The sequence below is a fragment of the Mucilaginibacter sp. BGA-UO-ETr-C110 genome (genome assembly GCF_059567985.1).
The window spans coordinates 1,134,189-1,146,850 of record NZ_JCAQPB010000002.1 but is presented as its reverse complement, the minus strand read 5'-3'; the positions used below and the strand labels follow the sequence as shown (position 1 = coordinate 1,146,850).

The 12,662-nt window shown below is 41.8% G+C and carries 10 protein-coding genes; 1 reads left to right on the top strand and 9 read right to left on the bottom strand.

All coding sequences use genetic code 11. The features are described from left to right. Positions 1 to 145 precede the first annotated feature (145 nt). The 5 genes from AC57BQ_RS06090 to AC57BQ_RS06070 are packed head-to-tail and all read right to left on the bottom strand — an operon-like array spanning position 146 to position 6,748. Positions 146 to 1,030 (bottom strand): SMP-30/gluconolactonase/LRE family protein, encoded by an 885-nt coding sequence (locus tag AC57BQ_RS06090; RefSeq protein WP_496405422.1) that lies wholly within the window; start codon positions 1,028 to 1,030, stop codon positions 146 to 148. Between the two features lie 54 nt (positions 1,031 to 1,084). Beyond that, the gene (locus AC57BQ_RS06085) at positions 1,085 to 1,858 is read right to left on the bottom strand and encodes an SDR family NAD(P)-dependent oxidoreductase (RefSeq protein ID WP_496405421.1); all 774 of its coding nucleotides are present in this window, start codon (positions 1,856 to 1,858) and stop codon (positions 1,085 to 1,087) included. A gap of 14 nt (positions 1,859 to 1,872) precedes the next feature. Next, a complete protein-coding gene (locus AC57BQ_RS06080; protein WP_496405420.1) occupies positions 1,873 to 3,039 on the bottom strand; it encodes a mandelate racemase/muconate lactonizing enzyme family protein in 1,167 nt (388 codons plus the stop codon). Between the two features lie 25 nt (positions 3,040 to 3,064). Next, a complete protein-coding gene (locus AC57BQ_RS06075; protein WP_496405419.1) occupies positions 3,065 to 5,995 on the bottom strand; it encodes a glycoside hydrolase family 2 protein in 2,931 nt (976 codons plus the stop codon). A 45-nt stretch (positions 5,996 to 6,040) separates the two neighbouring features. Next, a complete protein-coding gene (locus tag AC57BQ_RS06070; protein WP_496405418.1) occupies positions 6,041 to 6,748 on the bottom strand; it encodes an RraA family protein in 708 nt (235 codons plus the stop codon). 313 nt (positions 6,749 to 7,061) lie between these two features. Between AC57BQ_RS06070 and AC57BQ_RS06065 the strand changes: the two genes are divergently transcribed. Continuing rightward, positions 7,062 to 7,949, top strand: coding sequence for a helix-turn-helix domain-containing protein (locus AC57BQ_RS06065; RefSeq protein WP_496405417.1), 888 nt, complete (start codon positions 7,062 to 7,064; stop codon positions 7,947 to 7,949). Between the two features lie 29 nt (positions 7,950 to 7,978). Here the strand turns inward: AC57BQ_RS06065 and AC57BQ_RS06060 are convergent, their stop codons facing one another. The 4 genes from AC57BQ_RS06060 to AC57BQ_RS06045 form a co-directional block, all read right to left on the bottom strand. After that, a complete protein-coding gene (locus AC57BQ_RS06060; protein ID WP_496405416.1) occupies positions 7,979 to 9,082 on the bottom strand; it encodes a bile acid:sodium symporter family protein in 1,104 nt (367 codons plus the stop codon). 24 nt (positions 9,083 to 9,106) lie between these two features. Beyond that, positions 9,107 to 10,027: an RraA family protein gene (locus AC57BQ_RS06055; protein WP_496405415.1), complete on the bottom strand. Its 921-nt coding sequence runs from the start codon at positions 10,025 to 10,027 to the stop codon at positions 9,107 to 9,109. Between the two features lie 24 nt (positions 10,028 to 10,051). Beyond that, positions 10,052 to 11,329, bottom strand: coding sequence for an amidohydrolase/deacetylase family metallohydrolase (locus AC57BQ_RS06050; protein WP_496405414.1), 1,278 nt, complete (start codon positions 11,327 to 11,329; stop codon positions 10,052 to 10,054). Positions 11,330 to 11,433: 104 nt separating this feature from the next. After that, positions 11,434 to 12,645, bottom strand: coding sequence for an aminotransferase class V-fold PLP-dependent enzyme (locus AC57BQ_RS06045; protein WP_496405413.1), 1,212 nt, complete (start codon positions 12,643 to 12,645; stop codon positions 11,434 to 11,436). Positions 12,646 to 12,662: the final 17 nt, after the last annotated feature.

Genomic DNA, 12,662 nt, shown 5'->3' with positions numbered 1-12,662 from the left:
TATAACCATATTTTACCCTATTCATATAATTTGATTAACATGAAGGGTTTATTTACTGGAAAAGGTCTATGTTTTATGGAAACCTACCAACACATACCGCGCAGAGCCCGACAGCAAAGTATTCCACTATATTTGAGCATTTATTTCAACCTCTCTGGCCGCCAAAACTATTCACTTCAGCACCTCTTACATCCGTATCAATATAAAATAAGGAGCCACTCCATGGGAACTGCTGCAATTGCTCAGCATTCAAATCAGCTCTTGCTGTTGTAATCATTAACGTTTTCATATCGTTTCCTCCAAAAGCGCAGGAGGTAACATGGGGAGCAGACAATAGCACTTGACCGATGAGAACACCGGTATCGGGGTTATAACGATTTACGCAACCACCACCCCAAATAGCTACCCATAGCATTCCATCCTCATCTATGCACATACCATCAGGAGTCCAACCCGGTTCTTCTATTTCTATAATAATGCGGCCATTTGAAATAGTTCCCGAAACCACATCAAAATCAAATACTTTAATATGATAGTCGGATGAATCTATATAATACATTTTACGATGATCGGCCGACCAACAAATTCCATTCGATATACTGGTATTGCTCAGCATTTTTTGGAGTTCACCGTCAAACCTGTATAAAGCGCCTTCATGTAATTTGGCATCAATATGCATGGTACCTACCCATAACCTCCCAGCTGAGTCACATTTACCGTCATTGGATCTATTACCGGGTTTATCGGTTTCAACAGACACTAATTTTCTTAACTCCCCGGATTCAAAATCCAGCTCTTCTATAGAGCCCTGTAGCGCAACTATCAAATGGCCATTGGCTGCTGGCACAACTGTTCCTACCCGTTTACCTACATTTTGCTCCTTTACTTCTTTGGTTACCGGGTCAATACATCCAACTTTTCGCCCTTCAATATCCACATATAGAAACCGCTGCCAACCGGAATGCCAGTGTGCCCCTTCACCAAGGGTTAAGTTCGTTTTATAAAGTATCTCCGCGTTCCAGGTTTTCATGCTATGGGATAAATAGTCAACATTTGTTTCATTCGTCGTTTAAAAAAAAGCAGCTTAACTATCCTGCATTAAGGCGCTTCTGCCACCATCAATTACATAAGTGGTTCCTGAAGCAAAAGCGGCATAATTACTCGCCATAAAAACACACCATGCCCCTATCTCTTCCGTAGTTCCTATTCTTTTTACCGGATGCAGATTAATGGTTCTTTCCCGTTCTTTTTCAGGATCAGGAAAGGAGTTAAACCATTGCTGGTTCCCTGGGGTATCGATAAAACCCGGTGCCAGGCCGATCGTTCGGATAGCAGGCCCCCACTCTATCGCCAAACTCCTAACCAACCCAGTTAATGCCGTTTTAGTCACGTTATAAGGAAAACATCCAGATATGGTTTGATAGGCATGATTAGAGGTCATGATGATAATGACACCGTTTGCTTTTTCCAGGTGTGGTTTACACAATTTTGCGAGCTGCCAGTGTGACGCCAGATTCAGATCAATATTTTGGCTCCAGTTTTCTTCATCACATTTCTCAGCTCCCTGAAAAAAATTCTGCCCGGCATTTGATACCAGAATATCAATCCCGCCAAATTTTTCTATTGTATTATCTATGAAGTGATTTAAATCATCTGCTTTGGTTACATCACATTTGGTGTATAATGCTTCCACACCTTTTTGTTTTATATGATCAACAAATTCATTATCCTCATGAGACAAATCGCAACCCGAGACATTTGCCCCTGCTTTTGCAAACATCGTTGCAATATCTGCCCCTATACCAGATGAAACACCTGTTATCAACGCTATTTTTCCGGCAAGATCAATCTGAAACATATTATACCTTTTTATTACACATAAAACCCAGCTCTTGGTTGTATTACACCCGGATACTTTTCCATTTCCTCTTCCACTAAATCGACTCCTAAACCCGGACGATCACTCAGCTGCAAGTGCCCATCTTTTACCATATCTTTAATAGGATGAGTGATCACTGTATCTCTCCATGGAACATCGTTGAACATAAATTCCTGCCTGAAAAAATTCGGAACTGAAGCACACACATGGGCAGACGCTAAGGTTGATAAGGGTCCGTTTGGATTATGCGGCGCCAGCAAAACATTATATGCCTCCATCATGGTAGCCATCCGTTTCATCTCTGATGGGCCGCCACAACGGGTAATATCGGGCATCATGATATCGCAAATATTTTTTTCCAATACAGGCCTGATGCCATGACGGGTGTAATGCCGTTCGCCAACACAAATAGATACATTAGATGGGATCCGTTCACGCATAGCCCTTAAAGTATCCGCACTTTCAGGGCCCGCCGGTTCTTCGTACCAGGTAATATCCAGCTCAGCCAATCGTTGTGCCATTTTTACAGCGACGCGATAATTGAGCATGGCATGCGTTTCAATCATAATATCAAAATCAGGCCCCACGGCATCACGAACAGCTTTACTTACATCAAATGCCAGATCCTGTTGCCCGGCGGTAAGCGTAAGGTTGCTTGACAGGTATTCGCCATATAAGTAATTGGTATGTGCAAAGGGATCAAATTTCAACCCTGTAAAACCTGCTTCCTTTACCTTTTTTGCCTGTGCCGCATAATCATCGGCATTATGACCTCCAGCGGTGAACCAATAATTGGCATATAACAGAATATTTTTTCTGAATGCTCCGCCTAACAATTCATAGCAGGGCGTTCCCAGTACCTTTCCTTTCAGATCAAGCAAGGCCATGTCAATACCGCTGATAGCACACATGCTGGCTCCGTAAGGTCCTATCCAGTTAAGATCACGATAAAGTTTTGTCCAGATGAAGTCCGTCCGCATTGGGTCAAGCCCGATAATACGTTCGCCAACATGTTTTGCTGCATTGTAAACAATCGGGCTACCCGGCCAGTTGGTAGCTTCACCCACACCGGTATGCCCGGTATCGGTGTATATTTTTAATAATGTCCAGTTGTATTTAATACCTTCAACCAGCCAAACTTTTACTTCTGTGATCTTCATTTTCCTTCTTATACTACTTCTTTACCTATTTCAATATCAGTATTAATTTCCCTTTTAAAACATTATCTTTTATTTTAATTCTACCGGCCGAGTGCGGGGAGCCATAAAATGGTTCAGATCCATTGTTGCAATAATCTGCTATCAGCCAGTTCATGTACTCGTCCTGCAACCAGCTCCGGGAAGCTTGTGTTCCATCTGAAAACACCTTAACCACATCTCCGTTGTTATTTTGCAACGATACGTTTTGAATATAACGTTTAGTTGACCTGAAATCGTTACTACCCAGATCATTTGCATCATCCTTCCAGTCACTTTTTGGTACTACACCCCATTCTTCCGCGGCATAAGCATGCTTTGCATTCAATGTGGCCATGCCTTCCGGGCGCCCTATATCATTTGCCGGGTAAGCGGTAAATTCTGCTTTTCGTTTCCAATTGAGTCGATCAAATGATTTTGGCAATTGCAGCATCAACCCGTATTGATAAGGTGATATATCGGCTTTAGTATATTGAACTTCATATTCAGTTACTAGCTTTCCATCGTTTGTAAACAAATAGGTTTGTTTACCCTTACAATCAGTGTAAGTAATATCCATAGAGAATTTCAATCCTGAATCAACCTTTTGCACTACAATATCACGGGCAAATAAGGTATACAAAGGATAGTTTTTAAGCGGGTAAATATTATTCTGATAGGTTTCTCCTGCCACATTTGGTTTCCCGCCGTCCTCTTTATTCATAGGTACCATGCTAAATACCGGGCCTTGTTTTAAGATCTCTGTATCACCTTTTCGTGCCGAGATGATTATACCTGTGTTTTTACTAATAATGAATTGTATAAGCCCTTGTTTCACTTTATAAGTGGCTTCGTTTTCTGTGCATGATACCTCAACATTTTGATTAGCTGGTACGAGTATATCAATAGCTGTTTCAAATTTTTCTTCATCAGCAATAAAGCCCCGGGGATCTTTAAAAGTAAGTCCTAATGTTTTGACGTCATGAGCAGCAATTCTTATAACGCCGGTGCTCCTGGGTGCAATGTTCGCCTTTACCGTTTGCGAAATCCCGTTTACAGTTGCCGTGATATTCACATCTTTTAATGACGTGAAATCGTAGCGGTTCTCTACGCTTAATTCAATATACTTTTTGCCTTCGGCAGGCCAATCAATGCGTTTTATTTTTATCGGTGAATAAGCCTTTTTCATCCCAAAGTATTCTGGCTTGGGTCGGCGCCAGCCATCTATTGGGCCCCAGGGACCATAACCAATAATCCGCCCGTCGGGCATATGGAAAGTATCATCAATGCCACTCCAAATGGCACCACCAAGGCAGCCCTTGTGATAATACATAGAATCATACATCGTCTCCAATGGTTTGCCATAACTGCTGCGTACGCCCGGGTCGGTAAGCAATTCCCTCCGGTTATAGCAGGATACGTGCGCATATTCGCCAAAAAGAACCGGTCGTTTCATGGTATCACATGCAGCGGGGCCATTAATACCAGGATAATGATATACCGCGATATCCGCCTTGCTATGAGCATTATTATAGTCACCCCAGCATTGATCATGAAAAGTGGTCGGGCGCGACGGATCCAATTGTTTTACTACATCGTTTACCTTGGCCCATAACGGGCTCCATACTGATTCATTTCCTAATGACCAGATAATGACAGATGGGTGATTGCGCTGAGCCATCACTTTCTCTACATTTGCCTGCACCATGTATGGCAGGAATTTTGGATCCCGGTAGTCCCATCTTCCCCAGATCGGAGCGGCACCGTGATCTATCCAGCAAAGAGAAGATTCGCTTTCAACAAATAACCCTAATGAATCGCAGGCATTTAAAAAAGCTTCGGTAGGCGGATAATGAGAGGTGCGGATATAATTGCAATTTGCTTCGCGGAATAGTTCAGCGTCTTTTTTATCCATTTCCGGTTCAACAACCCTGCCGGTTAATGGATAAATAGAATGGCGGTTTACCCCATGCAATTTTACAGGTTTACCGTTCACCAAAAGCACATTTCCGTTAACCTGTACTTGTCTGAAACCTATATGCTGCCGGTTAACCTGCAATAGCTTTCCATTAGCATATAACTCTGTTAAAAGAGAATAGAGATAAGGCGACTCCGGGTTCCATTGCGAAGGGTTATTAACTTTTATAGTCAAATCTGCATTACTTGACTTATTTGCTGATGATGTAATAACAGCAGATTGCTGTTCCTTCACAAGATGCCCGTTTTTGTCCAGTAAACGGAATTTTAATTGCACCTTATTTACTACCGACGATTCATTTTCCAACGAGTATCGGATGTTCAGACTGGCATTTTTGAATTCCTTATCAAACCGGGTAGTAATATTTTCATTTGAAATATTCACAGATGGTAAGGCAAATAAGGTAACATTTCTAAGAATACCTCCAACGGTATGTGCCGCGTATTGTGAGGTACACGCCAGGAAATCGCTTATGGTTAATGCCTGCACATCTACCTGTAAAACATTCCTGTCATTATTTAACGCAGTCGTGATATCGGCTTCAAACGGAACAAAGCTTCCTTCATGTTCGGCAACCTTGGTGCCATTAACCCTGATTATAGCATGTGAGCTCACACCCTCAAACCGGAGCTTTACCCGCTTATCCTTCCAGTCGCCGGGAATGTTCAGGTCCCTGCTATAAATGGCCGTTTCTCCTTCATTCACCCTGAAACCCTGCATTTCCCATTCACCGGGTACCATGATCTGATGTTTCGCATTTTGATCGTTGATCCTAAAATTCCATTTTCCGTTTAAAGAGAATTTTTCGATGGCCGTGTTTGACACTGCTTCAGGAATAGGAGATAATCTTGGTATTTCCAAACGGTAATTATCAATTGTTTTACTCAACTCATTTTGTGCAGAAACAAAAAATGGAGTACAAATCAGGAGAATAATAAAACTCACTATATTATAGATTTTCATTGTGATTAATTGTTTTGATTACAGATCATATTATTTCACCAGTAACTACATAATCCCATATTTCTCAAACGCCTCCTTTGCACTCATACCCTCTTCAATTTTTCTCTGCACCATCTTCTCGCCTCTGGCCTTTTCGATGGCAAATTTGAATACCTCTTCTTCAATTTCCTGTGGCACTATGCAAACACCATCAATATCGCCTAAAACAATATCGCCGGAATTTATTTTTACGCCTTTTATTTCTAAAGGCACCCTGAAATCTATCACCTTACCGCGCGGGGCCTGGTCTTGCGCATAACACCCGTAGGAGAAAGTCGGGAAATTCAGATCTAATATTCCCTTTGTATCTCTTGAATAGCCATCCACCACGGCACCGGCAGCACCCAATTTAATTGCCCTGGTGCTCATCAATTCGCCCCATAAAGCGTAGGTTGGAGAGGCTCCAGTGCAGATGTATACCTCATTTTTCTTCAGATCATCTAAAGCCTCCAACATTAGTCCGAATGGCTTTTTTAAGATCGGATTTTGATTGGCTTCTTCACCAAATACATCAGCTTCAAGCACTGTCATTGCACGGCCTACCAAAAAAGTATCTTGTTTCAGCGGTTTTATCTGTGGTGGCAGAAACTGATGGAGCCAGCCCAGTTTATCCATAATATCACCTACTACAGCAGTGTATAATTCTTTTTTTACGATGCCGAATAACTCATCGTCTGTTTGCCATATTCTATTTTCTATCTGCCTGTTGTCCATTTATTTATATTAATTTACGATATCTGTAATAGTGGCTTTTTTGATAGCGCAAATTAAAACCGACAATCCTGGTTTTCTAACACTTAGTTATTTACTTTATAAACTATTTTACCATTTTTATACATTTATTTATAAAAAACGAATAATTTACTTATAGTTACAATGTAACATCTTAACACTTATAGTTTTAAGCCCATATAAATTGTATTAAAATGTTTTTTTCAAACAGCGTATACAATATGCGCACATTACACTTAAACTATTTTATCATTTTTATAAAAAAGTTACCGAATAAAGTAAGAATCATTAAAACATGAAAGCTCAATTAATAGATGTGGGGTTATCGCATTCAAAAAAAATTCACATCAAAAAAGTAGATAAGTTCTTTCTTGATGAACCTTTCCATTTTCATCATCTATGTGAGCTGGTATGGGTCGAAAAAAGTTTTGGTAAACGAATAGTTGGAGACAGTATTGGCAATTTTGAAGATGGAGATCTTATTTTAATGGGACCTGAGCTTCCACATATCTGGCAAAATGACGAAATATACTATCGAAAACAGAAAGGACATCGGGTTAAGGCTACAGTAATTTATTTCCCGGCAGATCTTCCGTTAAACCTTACAGATGAGCATAACATTTTAGCCCCAATACAGGAATTAATTAAAAAAGCGGCAAGAGGATTGGCTTTTTATGGCTCTACCCACCAAAAAGTATCCCAGATTCTTTCAGCTATATCTGGAGAAGAAGGTTTAACAAAAATCATCAATTTCCTGGAAGTTATCGACATCCTATCTCACTCAACAGAATGTCGGCAACTTGCAAGTGTTTCTTTTAAAAATCTTTATGACGAAAAAGATACTGACCGGATCAATAAAGTGTATCAGTTTCTGATGCAAAATTTCTATCGTGATATAAATCTTCAGGAAGTTGCCGATCTCTGTAATATGACCCCGAATGCATTTTGCCGCTTTTTCAAAAGCCGTACGCAAAAGTCTTTTACACAATTCCTTAATGAACTTCGTATAGGCCACGCATGTAAGCTCATTCAAAATAAAGCGTATTCCATAGCAGATGTATGTTACGAAAGTGGGTATAACAACCTAACCAACTTTAATAAGTTTTTCAAATCAGTTACAGGTCTTACCCCTTCCAAATACAGAAGAAAATCAGAGTTAACTAATTCCGCTTTAAAGTATTAATTTCAGAAAATAGCTTTATACTACTCTATTCAGGTAATCACTGCTGTCTCTTTAATTCCTGGCTTTAAGATCGGTTTACGGTGCCAGTAATTGGCCAGTAAAGAGCCCGTGATATTCATCAAAGGGCCAAACACGGCTGGAGCTAAACCAACGGTAGCAATTTTACCCATCTCTTTTGCTAAACCTGATGCCAGGCCACCATTTTGCATCCCCACCTCTATAGCCATTGTGCGGCAGTCGCGTTCATCCATTTTAAACAAGCGGCCGGCCCAATAGCCCAGGGTATAGCCCATGAGGTTATGAATCAGCACCAGCAAAACCAGCATAAAACCGATATTGAGCAGGCTACTCCTGCCAGCTGCTGTAATGATCACGATGATAAACGCGATACCAAACATCGATACAATCGGCATAGCCGTCTCCAGCCATTTTGCTCTTTTAAGCAGGTACCTGTTAAACACAATGCCTGCCCCTATTGGTAATATTACCATTTTGATAATGTCCCACATCATTTTCAGCATATCTATCTGAATAAAGGTACCTCCAAGAAACTTCATCAACAAGGGCGTAAAAATGGGCGCAAGCATAGTTGAAACGGCCGTAATAGTGATGGATAAAGCCAGATTGGCTTTTGCCAGATATGATATTACATTGGAGGCCATACCGTTTGGCGAACAACCGATCAGGATGATACCCGCAGCAATTTCGGGCGGGAAGCCACTCAGTTTGGCTAAGGTAAAACCCAGCGTGGGCATGATCAAAAAATGGCTGAACACCCCAATAAATACCCCCTTCGGCATTTTTATCACCCCGGCAAAATCTTTGATGCTCATGGATGTGCCCATACCAAACATGATCAACTGTATTAGTGGCGTAATGAGTATGGCTAATTTGATACCGTTTACCTGGATAAAATACTGCGGATAATATAAAGCCGTGGTAACCGCGGCAAAGATGATCAATGTGTAAGAAAATCCCTTAAGCAATTTAAACCCGCGAAAGGAAATGGCCAGCGTTACAAAAAACGCGATCAGGAATGGCCCGGCTTGTTCAATACCTCCACGGTAAAAACAGATAGCTGCAATGAGCAGGCATATCACTGATAATCCTGCCAATATTTTATAAATATTCATTTGTTACAGTTTAAGAATGTATAACTACCAGGTTCTTTTTTCCATAAAGGCATCCAACTGAGCGCGTGTCATTTTCACTTTGCTGTTGCTTTGATCAAGCCATTTCAAAAACGTTTCTCGGATAGCGGGTGTCCACTGGCTATCAATTTCACCGGTACTGTACATACCCGACTTAAGCATGGCATGTCCAAATTCGTCACGAAGGGCAATAAACTCGGCGGTAGCAACCACTTTTTCGGCTAAATGAGCAGGGATAAACAGTACCCCCTCCTTTTCAGAAATAACCAGATCGCCCGGCATTACGATGGCGTGCCCAATCCTGATCGGCGTATTCAGCCCCATCAATACCATCTCTTCGAGGTATGACGGATCAAAGTCACGCACAAAGGCGTTGAACCCAGCAATACCTTTCAAACCCTGCAGATCACGCGCTGAACCATCAAAGATCACCCCGTTACCCGATTTATTGAAGATGGAATTACCCAGGTTATCGCCTATTAATGTCCCTCCTTTTATTTTTCCAAAACCATCAGCTACATAAACATCGCCTTTTTTTAGCACATCAATGGGCCAGGCATTGGTATTACCTTTTCTACCCTCCTTTGCGCCACGTGCCTTAATGTTTTTTTCTAAGTCGGGCCTGCTGGGCATAAACATCGCTGTTACTACCCTGCCAATTACGGGTATATCATCATTCACCAGTTTCCAGTTGCTCTCAAACTGATTATTATAGCCTTCATTCCGTAATACCGTCCAGGCTTCTTCAATGCCAATGTGCCTGGCTCGTTCCAACAGGTCGTCAGGTATTTTGGGCCTGCCATCGTCAAAGCGCTCCCCTTTCCACTCCGATGTATAAAATATCAGTTGTTCTTTTGATATGGTTTGCGCCCGACTATGGCTATAAAATAGCATAAACAACAGGCTGATTTTAAAGATTCTTCTCATTTGATTTATATGGGTTATAAGTGGCTATTTAGTACTGGCTATAATCTTAGTGTTTATTCTTGGTGGAACGATGGGTACAGCAATACCGTTCAGATCATACACTATTTTACCTGCCCTGATGGTCATTTCGCATTCCAGTTTCTTATCGGCGGCTATTTTAAAACCCGTATAATCAAACAAACCGAACTTACCCTTCCGTATGCTTAAAATGGCCACATCCGCGTCTGAACCAACTGAAAGGTTCCCTAACTCTTCATGTTTAATTTCTTTTGCCGGGTTCGAGGTACTTACTCTTATAACTTCATACAGGTCCATACCTATATTCAGAAATTTTGACATGGTAGTCAGCATATCTTTCATAGCGTTATTCATACTTCCTGTATGAATATCCGTACTGATGGAGTTGGGAGAAAAGCCATCTTTTAAGGCTGGAATAGCCTGAGAAAAGGCAAAACTAATACCTCCATAACCTACATCGAAATAAATCCCCCGCTTGCGTGCTTCCCATACAAAAGGTTTTATTTTTTGGGTAGCCAGGTCAACAATGTACTCTCTGTTATCTAATTGTCCGAAACAGTGCGTAAAAATATCACCGGGACGCAAATGCTTCATAAACAACTCCTCGATAGACAGTGGCGGATTACTACCTCCAAAATCTATCATCACCGGCAGGCCGCCAGCCATATTGCCGGCCTCAACGGCATGATCAACCGCAATCCATTCATGCCCTTCATAGTGCGCCACTTTAAACCCAACTACGAAGTTCCTGTATCGACGGGCTACGAGCGCCGCCATCTTCGCATCCATATCGTTGGAGTTTTGTTCATAGCCTCCCCGCATACCTTCGCCTACAATATTAATAAAGGCCAGTACCCGCGTTTGCGATTGATCAATGGTTTGGGCCTTAAACGTAGGAAAAGTACGCCAACCCGAGCTGCCTGCGTCGACCACAGTAGTAACTCCATTGCGGAATGTAAAACCATCAGGCGGCAAAGCCAGATTACCATTCTCATATTGATGATCGGGCTCGGTACCATAAAAATTATGGGTATGGATATCGATGAGGCCAGGCGTAACATACAAACCTTTAGCATCCACAACCTGTAAGCCTAGCTTTGGATCTATACTTTTAGCAACCAGCGCTATCTTCCCATCTTTTATGGCTATATCCATTTCGGTATCGATGTTATTTTTCGGATCCATAACATGGCCTCCTTTAATAACCACATTATAGGATTGTGCTTTTAATGTTGTAATAGCCAAGCCTATGGCTGCTATTACCAGGAATATTTTCTTTTGCATTTCAAATCATTTTTAATTCAATTAATGCAGGAAACCTGGGGTAATAGTTATCCTGTCAGCGTAAAAAACCTACGCTGTAAAGCAATAAATAAATGTAAATCAGCTTAAACCGCCTGTTGTAAAATGGCCTTTACACGACTGGCAACTACATCGATCTGGTCGGGCCGTAACAGCACCACTCCAATGATCAACGCGTCTTCATGCCTGTTGGCAACTATACTTGGCGTACCGCTTTTGAGGGCGACGAGTACATCCTTCGGGTTAGTTTTTATTTTGGTTTGATCCCAGGTAACATTTAAGCTTGGAAAAGCATTGGCCGGCCCGGGGTTTACAACTACCTCGGTTTTCACGGTCGAAACTGTTTCCAGCGTGTTACCTATACGCTTCGCTCGTTGCAGCCAGTCGTCCCATTCTTTATGATGGTCTTTTTCCAGATAGGCCTTTAAAGCTGCGTACATGCCAAACATTTCCTCCTTATTTACCTTCATAGGTCTGCCGATCGGCGCTTCGTTGGGGCTATGATTAAGTCGTGCTGCGGTGATCATATCTTTCCGGCCAAATAATAAACCGGCGCTTTGAGGCCCGTGGATCATTTTACCACCCGAAAAAGTTATCAGATCGAAGCCCATTTTTTGAAACTTAAACAGGTTCTCTACCGGCGGCACGTCTGCCGCGGCATCAATAAATGTAGGAATGCTATGCTTCTTAGCGATCTTTACAAACTCATCATGTGTAATGCTGCTTTTCTTTTCGCTGGCATTAAAAAACAGGGCCATCACCGTATTGCTGTTGATAGCATTTTCCATACCCTCAGGTCCATCAACCTCAATAATTTTGGCGCCTGTAGTACTTACCGCCTGGTCAAATAAGTAGCGATGCGTTTTCTGCATAATAACTTCAGGTCTGGGTCCCGGTAAATTGGGCAACTGCTTTATTTTTTCCTGGTTGATGCCTGTTATAGCTGCCGCTGTACCTAAAACTATGGCACACGAAGCACCTGAGGTTACCATGGCGGCTTCTACATGCAGCATCTCTGCTATCTTACCTCCTACCTTATCCTGCAGCTCGTACATGTTGGCAAAATCATGCGAGGTTGAGTTAATGGCCTCCAGCACCTCAGGCAACATCAGCGAACCTGATAAAAAGGTCATGGTTACCCCGGCGTTTATAACCGGGGTAACATCAAGTTCCTTAAAAAAGTCGCGTTTAGGCGCGGGTTTTGGTGTAGTAAGGGTATGTAAAGAAGCTGCTTTACCTATCAATCCGCTGGTTAAGGGAAGTATAGTAAGGCCTTTCAATATATCTCTGCGTTTCATATAAATCTGTATAATTT

Bases quoted from the DNA above. Each gene is read 5' to 3' on its own strand.
- AC57BQ_RS06070 (WP_496405418.1), bottom strand. From the start codon at position 6,748: ATGGACAACAGGCAGATAGAAAATAGAATATGGCAAACAGACGATGAG.
- AC57BQ_RS06055 (WP_496405415.1), bottom strand. From the start codon at position 10,027: ATGAGAAGAATCTTTAAAATCAGCCTGTTGTTTATGCTATTTTATAGC.
- AC57BQ_RS06075 (WP_496405419.1), bottom strand. From the start codon at position 5,995: ATGAAAATCTATAATATAGTGAGTTTTATTATTCTCCTGATTTGTACT.
- AC57BQ_RS06050 (WP_496405414.1), bottom strand. From the start codon at position 11,329: ATGCAAAAGAAAATATTCCTGGTAATAGCAGCCATAGGCTTGGCTATT.
- AC57BQ_RS06045 (WP_496405413.1), bottom strand. From the start codon at position 12,645: ATGAAACGCAGAGATATATTGAAAGGCCTTACTATACTTCCCTTAACC.
- AC57BQ_RS06080 (WP_496405420.1), bottom strand. From the start codon at position 3,039: ATGAAGATCACAGAAGTAAAAGTTTGGCTGGTTGAAGGTATTAAATAC.
- AC57BQ_RS06060 (WP_496405416.1), bottom strand. From the start codon at position 9,082: ATGAATATTTATAAAATATTGGCAGGATTATCAGTGATATGCCTGCTC.
- AC57BQ_RS06085 (WP_496405421.1), bottom strand. From the start codon at position 1,858: ATGTTTCAGATTGATCTTGCCGGAAAAATAGCGTTGATAACAGGTGTT.
- AC57BQ_RS06065 (WP_496405417.1), top strand. From the start codon at position 7,062: ATGAAAGCTCAATTAATAGATGTGGGGTTATCGCATTCAAAAAAAATT.
- AC57BQ_RS06090 (WP_496405422.1), bottom strand. From the start codon at position 1,030: ATGAAAACCTGGAACGCGGAGATACTTTATAAAACGAACTTAACCCTT.